Below are 14,808 nucleotides of genomic sequence, written 5' to 3'. Positions count from 1 at the left end.
TCGATGAAAAATCAATTGCTCTCCTTGTTTTCTTTTGGGTTGGTCCTGATTGTTGTCGGGGCTGTTGGAAGTTTTTTTGACTGGTCTCAATCGATGATTTTTATTGGACTGGGCCTTACATTGGAGTCATTGGCTCTGTTACTTTTTGCATGGAGTAAATTGCGAAAAAAATGAATTACTCAAACCCTGTTTCAATCATTTTAGCAGCCATTATGGTTACGGTTCTGGCTTTAAAATCAAAGGATGACTGTTTCTTTTGCTTTTTGGGACTGTTTTTTGTAGGACTATTTTTATTTATATTTGGAATTATTAAATACTTCAGAAACTACAATGGCTAAAAAGAAATTTAACGACTTATCAGATCTTGGAGGATTTGTTTTTTCAACCAACCAGGAAGAGGATTTTTCAGAATATATTGAAGAAACCGAAGAAAATATTCTACCTGAAGATCAAAATCTGGAAGCTCATTTTTCGAATAAAGGCAGGGGTGGTAAAACGGTAACCATAATTACAGGTTTCATAGGTTCAGAAACTGAGTTGAAAGGGCTTGCCAAACTGCTAAAAACCAAATGCAGCGTAGGAGGCAGTGTTAAGGATGGAGAAATTATAATACAGGGAAATCATCGTGATAAAATTATGGCTATTCTGAAAAAAGAAGGCTATAAGGTGAAACGCGTAGGAGGCTGAATTTAAATGTATTAGACTATAACTTATTAACATCACATTTTCATGCGAATCATTGGCCCTTCTGAACTTATCCTAAACCCGGATGGCAGTATCTATCACATTAATTTAAAACCCGAACATATAGCTCCCAACATTATTTTTGTAGGAGATCAGAATCGGGTGGAAAAAGTCAGCAAGCATTTTGACCATATTGAATTCACAACACAAAAAAGAGAGTTTAAATCCGTGGTTGGATCCTTGAACAATAAAAGGTTCACAGTTATCTCTACCGGGATCGGACCGGATAATATAGATATTGTCCTTAATGAAATCGATGCCCTTGTTAATATTGATCTGGAGAGCCGAACAGTCAAATCCAGATTAACCAGCCTGAATATTGTTAGAATGGGCACTTCAGGGTCGTTTCAGGATGATATCCCAGTAGATTCAATTGTTTTGGGCAAATACGGACTCGGATTTGATGGAGTAATGCATTCGTATAAGACAAACAATCTATTTGAGACGGAGCTGGAAAATGCTTTTATTGAACATACCTCTTATTCGGAATTAAAATCCCGTCCCTATATCATAAAAAATAGTGAAATATTGGAAAAAACCCTGAATTCAGAAGAAATATTTGCAGGAATAACAGCTACAGCAGGCGGTTTTTACGGGCCCCAGGGAAGAGTTTTAAGGCTTGAGGTTCAAGACAAATATTTGAATGAAAAAATTCAGTCCTTTAAACATAAAGATCTCCGGGTAACCAACTTAGAAATGGAGACTTCCGTCATTTACGGACTATCGAAATTACTGGGCCATAAAGCGGTATCCATGAATGCCATCATCGCAAACAGGGCCAATCTAACCTTTAGCAAAGATCCCTACAAGGCCATTGAAAAAATGATCAAATATTCGTTACAAAAATTGTCAGAATAATTTTTTTACGGGCTCATATAATAATCAACCTTTTTCTACGTTTAAAATATTGATCTCCCTTGATGATTATTAACTTAAAATTAAACCCTATGAAAAAGTTAGCCTATTTATTAATTTTTGTTTTCGCTTCGGCGAGTTTAGTATCGTGCGGAGGATCAAGTGCAAGCTGTGTAGAATCAGACAAGTACATAATTAAAAATATGAAATTTGAGAACCAGGAAATGGTTCTGTCCAAAAAATTCAAAACAAATGATGAAATCATCAACTAGTTTGAATTAAATACTATTTAAAAAAATCCATCAATTCTCTTGATGGTTTTTTTTTGTCCTAAAAATAAAAACGAAAACTCTTGTCAAAATTGGTAGACTTTGTAATTTTGCACAAACCTAAACACCATGCCAAATACCAAGTATATTTTTGTTACTGGAGGAGTTAGTTCTTCACTCGGTAAAGGAATAATCGCTGCCTCTTTAGCAAAACTATTACAATCAAGCGGATTTTCAGTAACGATCCAAAAACTGGACCCCTACATCAATGTAGATCCGGGAACTTTAAATCCCTATGAGCATGGTGAGTGTTTTGTGACGAATGATGGAGCTGAAACTGATCTTGATCTGGGGCATTATGAAAGATTTCTAAACATACCTACTTCCCAGGCAAATAATGTTACTACAGGAAGGATATATCAAACGGTTATTAATAAGGAAAGAAAAGGTGACTATCTGGGTAAAACGGTTCAAATCATTCCTCATATTACCAATGAAATAAAGCGAAGAGTTAAGATCCTGGGGCAAACAGGGGAGTATGATATCGTGATTACTGAAATAGGTGGTACAGTTGGTGATATTGAGTCACTACCTTATGTTGAAGCGGTAAGACAACTTAAATGGGATCTGGGTAAACACAACGCTATTGTAATTCACCTTACACTGATCCCTTATTTAGCGGCCGCTAAGGAATTAAAAACGAAACCCACACAGCATTCGGTAAAAGAGCTGATGCAAAGCGGTGTGAGTCCCGATGTCTTGGTTTGCAGAACAGAGCATCATATAAGTAAGGATATAAAAAGGAAGTTAGCATTATTCTGCAATGTGGATGAAGAGGCGATTATTGAATCGATTGACGCGGATACTATTTATGACGTTCCAAATTTAATGCTAAGTGAGGGGCTGCATGAAGTTGTGTTGAAAAAACTGGATATGGAGGCCTCCAAAAAACCTGTTTTGACGCGATGGAATGAATTCCTAAAGAACTATAAATATCCTGAAGGAACTGTCAATATAGGCCTAGTTGGAAAATATATTGAATTACAGGATGCCTATAAATCCATTTTAGAGGCACTGGATCATGCGGGAGCCAACAACAAATTAAAGGTAAATATCGTACCGATTCACTCTGAAAACATTACTTCAAAAAATGCATCAGAGAAATTAAAGGGTCTTCAGGGATTGGTGGTTGCTCCCGGTTTTGGAGACCGGGGAATTGAAGGAAAAATAGCCGCTGTTCAATACGTAAGGGAAAATAATATTCCATTTCTGGGTATTTGTTTGGGAATGCAGATGGCCGTTATCGAATACGCACGAAATGTACTCAAGCTGAAAAATGCAAATTCTACTGAGATGAGCCTGAGCACTCCCCATCCTGTCATAGACATCATGGAAGACCAAAAGATGGTTACAGAAAAAGGTGGAACCATGCGTTTGGGGGCTTGGGATTGCAAGTTGAAAAAAGATTCAAAAACTTATAAAATCTATCAAAAGGAATTAATCAGCGAAAGACACAGACACAGGTATGAATACAATAACGATTATCTGGAAAAACTGACTGCCGCTGGACTCATTCCAACAGGATTGAATCCGAAAACAGGTTTAGTAGAAGTAGTGGAAATTCCTGAACACAAGTGGTTTATTGGGGTTCAGTATCATCCTGAATACAAGAGTACAGTTTTAAATCCCCATCCTTTGTTTGTAGCCTTTGTCAAAGCCTGTTCTAATAACTAAAAAAGACAGCCGCCAAGCTGTCTTTTATTAAAATATTATTCAGAACTTTCTTCCTTGGTTTCAGATTCTTCCTCCTCGTCTTCTGCGTGTTCCGCTTCAATTATTTTCAAATCCATCTTGCATACAGGACAGGGCCCTTCTTCTTTATAAGATTTATCTCCCTCACATTTCATAGGGCACTGATATGTGGCCATAGCCGTTTCATACCCATGATCCTTAACCTCAGCATCCTCTTTGTGTTCAATTTTCTCTTCAGAAACTTCTGAACCTTTGGGGTGATCCTTCTTTTTCGTGTCAGCGCATGAAATCAAACTTATACCAAGGACCATTATGGCAAATCCTAACTTTCCTGTTATATTCATAATAATCAAAGAATTTTTTGTTAGCAGCAAATTTATAAAAATAAACAATTGAAAAAGCCACTGAATGCTTCCTGATGCTTAGAAAAAGAAATTCTTACATAAAACAATCATACTAATACTGAAGAAATAAGAATTGCGATTGCAATAATAAAAGCGACTACCTTATCTAAAATTTGTAACATAACTGATCTTATTAACCAAGACCAAATGTAAGGCATAATTTGACTCCCTAAATTTAAATATTTGTTAAATAATCTCTTTTACTGTTAACTGCTTATAATAAAATGCAGGCAATAGCAGTAAGACGAATAAGGGGTGGATTAAGAATCTTCTGACATAAAATGCAAATAAATAACCATGAGCGAGTTCACCTTTTAAAATAATCAGAAAAGTGATGGTCAAAACAAAAAAGGCAATGAGATAGAATTTTAATGAGAAAATTAAGAATCCTTTGTTTTGAAACGCAACATAGATGATCACAAGAGAAATAAGCATATTCAGACCGTAACGAAAACACAATGACAGTAATAATTTTGATCCACTAAAAACAGGAATCGGGTCCGAGAGATAACCATCTTTGAAATAAGCAATAAAAGGGTCGTAAAACAATACATTTTCAAATGCCCGTACCAGAACAAGTGCTAAAAACAACAGAATGATAAAGGCTATTTTAACTATTTTATTCATTTAATCGGTTTATTTAGATTTGAATAAAACTTGACCCATGTTATCCATAATATAAAGGTCAAACCATAGATGATAGCCGGGAACAGTAAGTCATGTAAAACCCGTTGATATTCAGGAAATTTGTGATACAAAACACTTAAGGCGATGATTCTCAAAACATTGACGATATAAATAAGAATACTTCCAAAAATTCCAAACCATAAGGTGTTTCTTAAACTACCTGAAAAAGCAATAATAAATGACAAAAAAAGTATAATAACGCTAATGGAGGTGCATCCTTCCACAATTCGTGAAACATAAACTCCATCCAAAATAAACTTAATCGAAAGCTCCCTGGTGTTTTGCTCTATTTCTGCATTGTAACCCAGCATTTCTGATACTTTAAGAACATGTTTCGCAACTTTTCCCGTAATGGGGGAGCATACAAATCCGTTACTTTTTTGCTGAGTTTGGTTGAGGTATAAAGAATAAACTCCGAAAAGGATAAAATACGTGGTAAAAAATTTTACTAAAAAAACAATTATGGCTTTATTCTTATTCAAAGATTAAATAATTTTAACCCCAAATTTAGAAGAAAGATTTATAAAAATGACTTTACGGGAAAAAATAACGGAAATAATCGGAAATAACTTGGCTGTAGAAGAAAAACTCAAAGAGATCTGCCTACTGTTACAAAAGAGTTTTGATCACTTCCATTGGGTAGGCTTCTATTTTATTAACGGTTCAAAAGAGGAGTTAAAACTTTCAGAATTTGCAGGAAAACCCACGGAGCACACCCATATCCCGTTCGGTAAAGGAATCTGTGGCCAGGTAGCCTTGAGCAATAAAAATTTTGTGGTTCAGGATGTACAGGAACAGGAGAATTATATTTCATGTGGAATCGAAGTTAAATCCGAAATTGTTGTTCCCATTTTTCAGGAGGGCAGGAATATTGGTCAAATCGATATAGATTCGCACGATTTATCCCCCTTTTCGGAAGAGGATGAACGAATACTTGAATATGTCTGTAACGAAGTTGCCAGGCTGGACCTTGATCATATGATCAACCCGGATCCATCCTAAAACGTATGATCATAGATGAAACTACGGTCAAGAAAGCGATAAAAAATATCGAATAACTGATTCCGAATGCATCCGCAATTACCCCTGTTAAAATCGCTCCAATAGCATAACCCAGATCTCTCCAGAGTCGAAAAACTCCAATACTCTCGGCTCTTTGAACAGGATTTGTATAAACTGCGATTCCTACTAAAAAAGTTGGATAGACCAAGGCAGTTCCTACCCCCAAAACTGAAGACAAAAGGATAAACTGATAGAATTCAGTCGAAAACAGCATAAAAAGAAGTGATATTCCCTGTATTAACATTCCCCAAAACATCATTTCCCTTTTGGGAAGAATGTCAGCAAGTTTTCCGGTAACTAACTGTCCCATTCCCCAAACGGCAGGATAAACAGATACAATGATCCCGATTTGCTCCAAATCAAAATCGAGAGAGGCGAGAAGAATTGGAAAAATACCCCAGACCATTCCGTCATTCAGGTTATTTACCAAACCTGCCTGTGATATGGACCCTAAGTTTTTGTCGGTCCAGGTGGTTTCCCAAAATATGTTTCTGAGTAAGAGCTTTGAACTGTCAACAGATTCCTTCAGCACATGATGTTTGGTATCCTTTATAAAAAAAAGTGAAAAAGACAGCCCAAGAACAGATAAAATGATTCCCAAATAAAAAGGATAAGGAATCAACCCGTAATTAGAGGCAATCCATCCGGTTAAAAAAGCAACTATTCCAACAGAAATGTATCCTGCTGCTTCATTTAGCCCCATGGCGAGGCCCCTGTTATTTTGACCTACCAGATCAATTTTCATCACTACAGCACTTGACCAGGTAAGACCCTGGTTAATCCCAAGTAATAAATTTGCAAAGACGACAAAAGTCCAGTTCGAAGCATATATTAAAATAAAGGGAATTGGAAGAGCGATGAGCCACCCAAGTATCAATAGATTTCTTCGGCCAATTTTGTTGGCCATTGCTCCGGTAAAATAATTGGTTATCGCTTTTGAAATACCAAATATAACGATGAACGAAAGTATGGCTGTATTGACCTGTAAATTAAACTTTTCTTCCGCTATTTGCGGTAAAATAGTCCGCTCCAGTCCTACCATTCCTCCCACGAAAGCAGTCACAACGACAAGTAAAAAGAATTGTCTCCAGTTCGATCTTAACCCAAGTGTTACGTCTCTTGCCACTATTTTAATCAATTTGGAAAGCTCATAGGATTTAGGAGATAAAACTATCAGGTTTTCAGTTAAATGATTCCAAAGATATACTTTTAATGTTCATTTGACTTATACTCATTTTGAATATTCTAATTATCCAACTAAGATTCGTTGCTGATCAATAACTATTTATTACTTTTGCGAAAAATTTTCAGCAACAATCATGAGCGACATAAAAAAAGTAAAATCGGCACTAATTTCTGTTTTCCACAAAGACGGACTGGAACCTATAGTAAAACAATTGAATTCTTTGGGAGTTACTATCTATTCGACAGGTGGTACTGAAAAATTCATTAAGGACCTGGGAGTTGAAGTGATAGCCGTTGAAGATCTTACCAGTTATCCTTCAATTTTAGGTGGGAGAGTAAAAACATTGCATCCAAAAGTTTTTGGTGGAATTTTAGGCAGAAGAGAAAACGAAGGAGATCTTTCACAACTTGAGTCTTATGATATTCCGGAAATTGACATTGTGATTGTTGATCTTTATCCTTTTGAAAAAACCGTTTCCAGCGGGGCCTCCGAACAGGATATAATAGAAAAAATTGACATAGGTGGAATTTCTTTGATACGGGCAGCTGCCAAAAATTTTAAAGATGTTATCTGCGTTTCCAATATGAATCAGTATGATGAATTCCTTGCCCTGATCTCACAGGACCAGGGAAGAATTAGCCTGAACGATCGCAAGAAATTTGCTTCAAAAGCATTTGCTGTTTCCAGCCACTATGATACAGCAATTTTCAAATACCTCAATTCAGAAGGTGGTGAAATTGAATTTCGTGAAAGCTTTAACCTTTCAACTGCTTTGAGGTATGGGGAAAATCCGCATCAAAAAGGGTATTTCTTTGGAGACCTTGAAAGCCTTTTTGACAAGTTGCATGGTAAAGAACTGTCTTACAATAATTTGCTGGATGTTGATGCTGCTGTGAACCTCATGAATGAGTTTCAGGGAGAATCCCCGACCTTCGCTATTTTAAAGCACAATAATGCCTGTGGACTGGCGCAAAGAGAATCTATTGAAGAAGCCTATAAAGATGCCTTGGCAGGGGACCCTGTTTCCGCATTTGGTGGAATTTTGATCTCAAATACAAAAATAAATGCAGCTACTGCCGAAGAAATTCACAAGTTATTTTGCGAGGTTGTTATAGCTCCATCTTTTGAAGATGAAGCCTTAGCAATTTTGAAGGGCAAAAAGAACAGGATTCTTTTGAAGCAAAAGGAACTTGAGCTCCCTTCAATGAATTACCGAACTGCCCTTAATGGAGTGCTTTCTCAGGAAAAAGACAACAAGACGGATATGGTGGCCGATCTAACCAATGTAACCCTCTCAAAACCATCGGAGTCAGAAACAAGTGATTTGCTGTTTGCATCAAAAATCTGTAAACACACAAAATCCAATACAATAGTTCTGGTCAAGAATAAGCAGCTTTATGCGAGCGGGACAGGTCAGACTTCAAGGGTTGATGCCTTAAATCAGGCCATTGCCAAAGCAAATCATTTTAATTTTGATCTGCATGGATCTGTTATGGCCAGTGATGCGTTCTTTCCATTCCCAGACTGTGTTGAAATAGCTGATAAAGCAGGAATCAAAGCTGTGATTCAACCAGGAGGGTCTATTAAGGATCAGCTTTCCATTGATTACTGTAACGAAAACAATATGTCCATGGTTACCACGGGCACCAGGCATTTTAAACACTAGGGTGAATTAAGCATCAGAACCTTCAAAATTCACCTTTGTTTTTTGATTTTTAACGGTTGAAAAAAAGCCTTAAAATAGTTCTAACTATTTTAGGCTTTAGCTTTTTCAATTCGCTAAATTTATTACATTTGTGACATTCACAATACAAACAAGTTAACACAGTAACATTTTATGGGTTTTTTTGACTTTATGACGGAAGACATTGCCATTGATCTGGGCACGGCAAATACTTTAATCATACACAAAGGAAAAGTTGTTGTAGACAGTCCTTCGATAGTCGCTATGGACAGAACGAGCAATAAGATTATCGCGATCGGAAAGAGAGCTAATTTAATGCAGGGGAAAACTCATGAAAATATTAAAACTATCCGACCTCTGAAGGACGGAGTTATAGCTGATTTTGAAGCTTCCGAACAAATGATCCGGGAGTTCATCAAAAATATTCCCACGATAAAAAAACGTTTTTTCAGGCCTTCCCTTAGGATGGTTATCTGCATTCCTTCAGGAATAACCGAAGTTGAAAAAAGGGCAGTAAGAGATTCAGCAGAACAAATGAATGCCAAGGATATTTACCTCATTTACGAACCCATGGCTGCGGCAATTGGTATTGGTATTGATATCATGATGCCAAAAGGAAATATGATTATAGATATAGGAGGCGGAACTACTGAAATTGCTGTTATTGCGCTGAGTGGTATCGTTTGTGACAAATCTGTAAAAGTTGCCGGAGATGTGTTTACAAGTGATATAGCCATGTATCTCAGAACACAGCACAATCTGTATATTGGAGAGACCACGGCAGAAAAAATTAAAATTCAAATTGGAGCGGCAACAGAGGAATTAGATACTCCGCCTGACGACATTTCCATTCAGGGCCGTGACCTGTTGAGCGGCAAGCCAAAACAAATCGAGTTATCTTACCGTGAAATAGCAAAAGCACTTGAAAAATCAATTTTGCGAATTGAAGATGCCGTGATGGAAACCCTGTCACAAACCCCTCCTGAATTAGCGGCTGACATCTATAATACAGGTATTTATCTTGCCGGAGGCGGGTCGATGCTGAGAGGGCTGGACAGAAGGTTATCGCGTAAGACCGATCTTCCTGTTTACGTGGCTGAGGATCCTTTAAGAGCGGTTGTAAGAGGTACCGGAATAGCGTTAAAGGATATTGAGAAATACAAAAGTGTTTTAATGAAGTAGAAGAAGCTGTAAAATATTATGCAACAAATTATTTCATTCCTTTACAAGAATAAATTATTTATACTTTTTTTGTTGCTTGAGATTTTAGCGATCACTTTTACCATTCAGACTCATTCCTACCACAAAAGTAAATTTGTCAATTCGGCGAACTTTCTGTCAGGTGGAATTTATAACCGAATAAATAATTTCAAGGAGTTTTTGTTACTTAAAAAGGAAAATGAAAGACTCAATGAAGAGAATGTTTATTTAAAAAACCTGTTGAATCTTCAGGAAAAGGAAATCATTCAACATGACCTGACCTCAATTGATTCACTTAAATTCAAGAGAAAATACAGTTATACGGGTGCCAAGGTCATAAACAACAATTTTAGGAAAAACAACAACTACCTGACCATAGATAAAGGATCAAACCAGGGAATTAATTCTGATCTTGGAGTAATTAACAGTAAAGGAATCATTGGAATTACAAAAAGTATTTCGGGCAATTACGCCACGGTCCTTTCAATTTTAAATGTTAATTCCAGGATCAATGCCAAACTTTTGAACAGTGATCATTACGGTAGTTTAAGCTGGGACAACAATGATTACAATGTGGTTCAGTTGCTGGACCTCCCCATCCAGGCAGCTATTTATAAAGGAGATACAGTGGTCACAGGAGGAAAGTCGACCATATTTCCGGAGGGGATTCCCATTGGGACGATCAAAGAATTTAAAACTGTCAACAACAACTATGAATTTATCAACGTTCAACTCTTTAACGATATGAGTTCCATTGGTTTTGTTCAGGTTATTAAAAATTTTGATAAAATTGAGATAAAAACGCTGGAAGAGAAATCTGCTAATGAATAGAGAGAATATAAATAACGCCCTGCTCTTTATCGGTCTGATACTTTTACAGATCATTGTCATGAATAACATTAATTTTCTGGGTTATATCAATCCTTATTTTTACATATTTTTTATCTTTTTATATCCAATCAGAAAGGATGATGCCTCTGTTTTAATACTTAGTTTCTTTCTGGGGCTGTTCATAGATGTTTTTTCAGATTCAGGAGGGATCAATGCAGCGGCAACCCTTTTTATTGCATTCATTAGAATTCCTGTTCTCCAGAGCGTTCTTGGTAAAAGAGACCTGGATTATGGAACACTCTCCATTTTTAAGCTCCCCTTCCCTAAAATGTTTCTATACGTGATGATTCTGACATTTGTGCATCACTTTGTTGTATTTGGGCTGGAGTATTTTAAGTGGAGCAAATTTGGGATCATTTTTGTAAACACCCTCCTAACAAGTATTTTTACAATAATTTTGACCATGATAAGTTTTACTTTTGTAATGAGAAAAAGATAGAAGATGCCAAGAAAGTCCTTATTATACTTTTTAATATTATCGGTGGGAGCCATATTTATCGGCCGGCTTTTCTTTTTACAGGTTATAGATTCCAAATACAGGCAGAATCCATTGAATAATTCCGCGGTTACCATAAAATTTGCGTATCCGGACAGGGGCTTTATCTATGACAGAAACGGTAAACTCATGGTGGCCAACCAGGTTTCATACGATATCATGATCATTCCAAAGGACGTAGAGCCATTGGATACCCTGGAGTTTTGCGATTTACTTAAAATTGAAAAGGAAGACTTCATCAAAAGATATACAAAAGCAAAAAATTACTCTCCGAGGATTCCATCCATTTTCGTAGGGCAGGTCTCAAAGGAAGATTATGCTTTTTTACAGGAGAAGATGTATAAATATAAAGGGTTCTACATTCAAAAAAGATTTTTGCGACAGTATCCTGAAAATACAAGTGCCAATGTCTTAGGATACATTAGTGAAGTAAATGAAAGGCTGCTTAAAAAGAATAATTATTATCAACTTGGAGAACTCGTGGGGTATCAGGGTATTGAAAAACAGTATGAAGATGTACTCAGAGGCAGAAAAGGGGTTCGCTTCATTCAGAAAAATCGTTTTAATAAAGAAATCGGACCTTATAAAGAGGGTATTTTCGACACTTTGCCTGTCCCGGGAAAAGACATCTCGCTTACCTTGGATATGGAACTGCAGATGTATGCTGAGAGCCTTATGATAAATAAACGAGGAGGAATCGTTGCCATTGAACCATCATCTGGTGAAATATTGTCACTTGTATCTACCCCAAGCTACAACCCCAATATGCTTGTGGGAAGGAAACGGTCCAGAAATTCGGTACTTCTTTTTAATGATACGATCAAAAAACCAATGCTGGACAGAGGACTTCAGGCTCAATATCCTCCGGGATCACCTTTCAAAATTATCAATGCCCTGATAGCCTTGCAGGAAGATGTCGTTACTCCGGAAACCGCGTTTAATTGCTATCATGGTTTCAAATATGGCCGAGGTGGATTTATGAAATGCCATTGCGGTATTGTAGGAACTCCCATTGCAATGAATACAGGAATCTACAGATCCTGCAATGCCTATTTCTCTAACGTATACAGAAGAACTATTGAAAAATATGACGATGCACAGAAGGGAATGGATGTGTGGAGCAATCATGCAAAAAGCTTTGGCCTTGGAAATTATCTTGGATACGATATGCCTTCCGGTCAAAGAGGCCTTATCCCGGACTCAAAGCTATACAACAGATATTATCCAAACCACAAATGGAAGGCCATCACCACAATTTCAAATGCTATCGGTCAGGGAGAGGTTTTGACTACGCCGATTCAGCTTGCGAATATGACCGCTGCCATAGCTAACAGGGGCTATTACTATACGCCTCATATCCTTAAAAAGGTAGGTGACAGTGTTAACCAAAATGAAAAATTCACGAAACCCAAATACACGTCTATTGATGCAAGACATTTTGAACCAGTAATTGACGGAATGCTCAATGTTTTTGAAATTGGAACCGCCAGAGGGTCCAAAATTGAGGACATTCAAATCTGCGGTAAGACTGGAACTGCAGAAAATTTCGCAAGAATAAACGGAGAAAGAATTCAATTTACTGATCATTCCACCTTTATTGCCTTTGCCCCAAAAGATGATCCAAAAATTGCCATCGCCGTATTCGTGGAAAACGGATACTGGGGTTCAAGGTGGGCCGCCCCGATTGCCAGCCTGATGATTGAAAAATACATCAAAGGGGAAGTAAAAAGAGACTGGCTGGAAAAAAGAATGCTCGAAGGAAGTCTGGAGGAAGAATATAATAAACAACTGGAAATAGAAAATTACGTTGCGCAAAAGGAAGAGTAATATTTTTAAAGGTGTGGACTGGGTCCTTGTCATTATGTACCTGCTGTTTGTGTTTTTGGGTTGGCTCAGTATTTACGAGGCGACTTTTTCAGAAACCGAATTCGAAATTTTCGATTTTTCCACGAAATACGGCAAACAGATGATCTGGATTCTTTTGAGCTTCCTGATCATAATTATCATTCTTGCCATTGACAAAAAGTTTTACGAACAGTTTTCCGGCATTTTTTATCTGGCCTCCATACTCACACTTGCCGGACTTTTCGTATTCGGAACAAATATTAACGGGGCAACTTCCTGGTATAGTTTTGGTTCCTTCGGGATCCAACCTTCTGAATTTGCCAAAGGCGCAACTGCATTGGCAGTGGCGAATTATTTAAATGAAAGAAATCAGGACCTTAAAAAACTCAATAATCAGCTTAAGGCGTTTGGGATCATCTTCTTACCCGCCTTGCTGATCACATTGCAACCGGACCCGGGGTCTGCATTGGTCTACGGTTCATTAATTCTGGTGCTGTATCAATTTGGTTTACCCCTGTATTATTTGGTTATTGGCTTTCTCGCATTGTTATTGTTTGTAATTACCCTCTACTTTGGGGTCTTAAACACTTTACTGATAGCTTCAGGAATTATTTCGGGTATGCTTATCTATTTGGTCTATAAAAACAAAAAATACCTGAGGCACAACTGGCTTCGTTTTATCGCCATCTATCTTTTTACCGGTTTTTTTACTGTAAGTGTTGATTATGTTTTTAATAACGTATTTGAACAAAGACACAGAGACAGGTTTAATATTCTTCTGGGAAAAGATGTGGATGATCAGGGAATCGGATACAATACCGCCCAATCGGTCATTACAATTGGATCAGGTGGGATAACTGGTAAAGGATTTCTGCAGGGTGACAGAACTCAGGGTGATTTTGTACCGGAACAACAAACCGATTATATTTTCAGTACCATAGGAGAAGAATGGGGGTTTTTGGGAAGTAGTTTTGTGATATTACTATTTGTAGCCTTCCTGATCAGATTATTATTTATAGCTGACAGACAGAAGTCTATGTTCAGCAAAGTATTTTCCTATGCAACGGTGGCAATTTTCTTTTTCCATTTCACGATTAACATTGGAATGGTAATAGGATTGCTGCCTACAATTGGAATTCCGCTTCCATTTTTCAGTTATGGAGGTTCTTCCCTATGGGGATTTACGGTACTGCTATTTATTATGATACGATTGGATGCGGACCGTATCTATGAATGGTAGTGATGACGGGGAGTTATACATACCGAGCCTTAGGAGGAACTGATCCCTTTATTCGTAAAACAGATTCTCTTAAAAACAAAAAAGCAACCCTTCAAGGATTGCTTTTATATTTTATAGTTCGTTCCTTTTTTATAAAGAAGCGACGTGTGCATTCAAGTTTGATTTGATATTGGCGGCTTTGTTTTTGTGAATTATATTTTTCTTAGCCAGTTTATCAACCATAGAAACTACTTTTGGCAACAAAGCCTCAGCTTCCTTCTTCTCCTCAAGTGAACGCAAGTTCTTGATCGCATTACGGGTTGTTTTATGCTGATACTTGTTTCTTAAATGCTTTGCCTCATTACTTCTGATTCTCTTCAGTGCCGACTTATGATTTGCCATCTCTTTTAATTAAATTGTTATTTAAACAAATTTGTAGCCCGTAGGGGAATCGAACCCCTCTTACCAGGATGAAAACCTGGCGTCCTAGCCGATAGACGAACGGGCCTAGACC

At 37.3% G+C, this 14,808-nt stretch carries 17 protein-coding genes and 1 tRNA gene; 12 read left to right on the top strand and 6 right to left on the bottom strand.

Annotation, left to right across the window (positions count from 1 at the left end; translation table 11 throughout):
- The first annotated feature begins 3 nt into the window (after positions 1-3).
- The 5 genes from LCM02_RS00735 (at position 4) to LCM02_RS00715 (ending at position 3,602) form a co-directional block, all read left to right on the top strand.
- Positions 4-174, top strand: a complete 171-nt coding sequence (locus LCM02_RS00735; RefSeq protein WP_224926395.1) for a hypothetical protein — start codon at positions 4-6, stop codon at positions 172-174.
- A gap of 156 nt (positions 175-330) precedes the next feature.
- Positions 331-687: a translation initiation factor gene (locus LCM02_RS00730; protein ID WP_224926394.1), complete on the top strand. Its 357-nt coding sequence runs from the start codon at positions 331-333 to the stop codon at positions 685-687.
- Between the two features lie 42 nt (positions 688-729).
- Complete coding sequence (locus LCM02_RS00725) at positions 730-1,602, top strand: nucleoside phosphorylase (RefSeq protein WP_224926393.1); 873 nt, start codon at positions 730-732, stop codon at positions 1,600-1,602.
- A gap of 89 nt (positions 1,603-1,691) precedes the next feature.
- Entirely contained in the window at positions 1,692-1,871 is a 180-nt protein-coding gene (locus LCM02_RS00720; protein WP_224926392.1) for a hypothetical protein, read from the top strand.
- 126 nt (positions 1,872-1,997) lie between these two features.
- A complete protein-coding gene (locus LCM02_RS00715) occupies positions 1,998-3,602 on the top strand; it encodes a CTP synthase (RefSeq protein WP_224926391.1) in 1,605 nt (534 codons plus the stop codon).
- Between the two features lie 35 nt (positions 3,603-3,637).
- On the opposite strand, the gene LCM02_RS00710 is transcribed toward LCM02_RS00715, so the two are convergent.
- From LCM02_RS00710 to xrtF, 3 genes are all read right to left on the bottom strand, one after another.
- Complete coding sequence (locus tag LCM02_RS00710) at positions 3,638-3,964, bottom strand: heavy metal-binding domain-containing protein (protein WP_224926390.1); 327 nt, start codon at positions 3,962-3,964, stop codon at positions 3,638-3,640.
- Between the two features lie 246 nt (positions 3,965-4,210).
- On the bottom strand, positions 4,211-4,651 hold the full coding sequence (locus LCM02_RS00705) for an exosortase F system-associated membrane protein (RefSeq protein WP_224926389.1): 441 nt from the start codon (positions 4,649-4,651) through the stop codon (positions 4,211-4,213).
- The gene (gene xrtF, locus LCM02_RS00700) at positions 4,648-5,193 is read right to left on the bottom strand and encodes an exosortase family protein XrtF (RefSeq protein ID WP_224926388.1); all 546 of its coding nucleotides are present in this window, start codon (positions 5,191-5,193) and stop codon (positions 4,648-4,650) included. Before xrtF ends, LCM02_RS00705 begins: the two co-directional genes overlap by 4 nt.
- 46 nt (positions 5,194-5,239) lie before the next feature.
- Here xrtF and LCM02_RS00695 point away from each other — a divergent pair, with 46 nt between their 5' ends.
- Positions 5,240-5,713, top strand: a complete 474-nt coding sequence (locus LCM02_RS00695; RefSeq protein ID WP_224926387.1) for a GAF domain-containing protein — start codon at positions 5,240-5,242, stop codon at positions 5,711-5,713.
- Here the strand turns inward: LCM02_RS00695 and LCM02_RS00690 are convergent.
- Positions 5,694-6,899, bottom strand: coding sequence for an MFS transporter (locus LCM02_RS00690; protein ID WP_224926386.1), 1,206 nt, complete (start codon positions 6,897-6,899; stop codon positions 5,694-5,696). The two genes, LCM02_RS00695 and LCM02_RS00690, sit on opposite strands and share 20 nt — an antisense overlap.
- A gap of 193 nt (positions 6,900-7,092) precedes the next feature.
- On the opposite strand from LCM02_RS00690, the gene purH reads away from it, so the two are divergent.
- The 6 genes from purH to rodA all read left to right on the top strand — a co-directional run bounded on the left by purH (position 7,093) and on the right by rodA (position 14,315).
- The gene (gene purH, locus LCM02_RS00685; RefSeq protein WP_224926385.1) at positions 7,093-8,625 is read left to right on the top strand and encodes a bifunctional phosphoribosylaminoimidazolecarboxamide formyltransferase/IMP cyclohydrolase; all 1,533 of its coding nucleotides are present in this window, start codon (positions 7,093-7,095) and stop codon (positions 8,623-8,625) included.
- Between the two features lie 171 nt (positions 8,626-8,796).
- On the top strand, positions 8,797-9,825 hold the full coding sequence (locus tag LCM02_RS00680) for a rod shape-determining protein (protein WP_224926384.1): 1,029 nt from the start codon (positions 8,797-8,799) through the stop codon (positions 9,823-9,825).
- An 18-nt stretch (positions 9,826-9,843) separates the two neighbouring features.
- Entirely contained in the window at positions 9,844-10,674 is an 831-nt protein-coding gene (gene mreC / locus LCM02_RS00675; protein ID WP_224926383.1) for a rod shape-determining protein MreC, read from the top strand.
- Positions 10,667-11,173 carry a rod shape-determining protein MreD gene (gene mreD, locus LCM02_RS00670; RefSeq protein WP_224926382.1) on the top strand — a complete coding sequence of 169 codons (507 nt, stop codon included), beginning with the start codon at positions 10,667-10,669 and terminating at the stop codon, positions 11,171-11,173. Before mreC ends, mreD begins: the two co-directional genes overlap by 8 nt.
- A gap of 3 nt (positions 11,174-11,176) precedes the next feature.
- The gene (gene mrdA, locus LCM02_RS00665) at positions 11,177-13,057 is read left to right on the top strand and encodes a penicillin-binding protein 2 (protein ID WP_224926381.1); all 1,881 of its coding nucleotides are present in this window, start codon (positions 11,177-11,179) and stop codon (positions 13,055-13,057) included.
- A complete protein-coding gene (gene rodA, locus LCM02_RS00660) occupies positions 13,038-14,315 on the top strand; it encodes a rod shape-determining protein RodA (RefSeq protein ID WP_224926380.1) in 1,278 nt (425 codons plus the stop codon). The genes mrdA and rodA overlap by 20 nt, the downstream gene beginning before the upstream one ends.
- 129 nt (positions 14,316-14,444) lie before the next feature.
- On the opposite strand, the gene rpsT is transcribed toward rodA, so the two are convergent.
- Entirely contained in the window at positions 14,445-14,696 is a 252-nt protein-coding gene (gene rpsT / locus LCM02_RS00655) for a 30S ribosomal protein S20 (RefSeq protein WP_224926379.1), read from the bottom strand.
- Positions 14,697-14,730: 34 nt separating this feature from the next.
- A tRNA-Glu gene (locus LCM02_RS00650) sits at positions 14,731-14,802 on the bottom strand.
- Between the last annotated feature and the right edge of the window lie 6 nt (positions 14,803-14,808).

The organism is Lutimonas saemankumensis, assembly GCF_020171465.1.
GTDB classification, from domain to species: Bacteria; Bacteroidota; Bacteroidia; order Flavobacteriales; family Flavobacteriaceae; genus Lutimonas; species Lutimonas saemankumensis.
The sequence above is the reverse complement of the archived record's forward strand: the minus strand, read 5'-3'. Positions and strand labels throughout refer to the sequence as shown.

What these genes read in the sequence shown, in the direction of transcription:
- LCM02_RS00735 (WP_224926395.1), top strand. Translation starts at nt 4, where the DNA reads ATGAAAAATCAATTGCTCTCCTTGTTTTCTTTTGGGTTGGTCCTGATT.
- LCM02_RS00730 (WP_224926394.1), top strand. Translation starts at nt 331, where the DNA reads ATGGCTAAAAAGAAATTTAACGACTTATCAGATCTTGGAGGATTTGTT.
- LCM02_RS00725 (WP_224926393.1), top strand. Translation starts at nt 730, where the DNA reads ATGCGAATCATTGGCCCTTCTGAACTTATCCTAAACCCGGATGGCAGT.
- LCM02_RS00720 (WP_224926392.1), top strand. Translation starts at nt 1,692, where the DNA reads ATGAAAAAGTTAGCCTATTTATTAATTTTTGTTTTCGCTTCGGCGAGT.
- LCM02_RS00715 (WP_224926391.1), top strand. Translation starts at nt 1,998, where the DNA reads ATGCCAAATACCAAGTATATTTTTGTTACTGGAGGAGTTAGTTCTTCA.
- LCM02_RS00710 (WP_224926390.1), bottom strand. Translation starts at nt 3,964, where the DNA reads ATGAATATAACAGGAAAGTTAGGATTTGCCATAATGGTCCTTGGTATA.
- LCM02_RS00705 (WP_224926389.1), bottom strand. Translation starts at nt 4,651, where the DNA reads ATGAATAAAATAGTTAAAATAGCCTTTATCATTCTGTTGTTTTTAGCA.
- LCM02_RS00695 (WP_224926387.1), top strand. Translation starts at nt 5,240, where the DNA reads ATGACTTTACGGGAAAAAATAACGGAAATAATCGGAAATAACTTGGCT.
- purH (WP_224926385.1), top strand. Translation starts at nt 7,093, where the DNA reads ATGAGCGACATAAAAAAAGTAAAATCGGCACTAATTTCTGTTTTCCAC.
- LCM02_RS00680 (WP_224926384.1), top strand. Translation starts at nt 8,797, where the DNA reads ATGGGTTTTTTTGACTTTATGACGGAAGACATTGCCATTGATCTGGGC.
- mreC (WP_224926383.1), top strand. Translation starts at nt 9,844, where the DNA reads ATGCAACAAATTATTTCATTCCTTTACAAGAATAAATTATTTATACTT.
- mreD (WP_224926382.1), top strand. Translation starts at nt 10,667, where the DNA reads ATGAATAGAGAGAATATAAATAACGCCCTGCTCTTTATCGGTCTGATA.
- mrdA (WP_224926381.1), top strand. Translation starts at nt 11,177, where the DNA reads ATGCCAAGAAAGTCCTTATTATACTTTTTAATATTATCGGTGGGAGCC.
- rpsT (WP_224926379.1), bottom strand. Translation starts at nt 14,696, where the DNA reads ATGGCAAATCATAAGTCGGCACTGAAGAGAATCAGAAGTAATGAGGCA.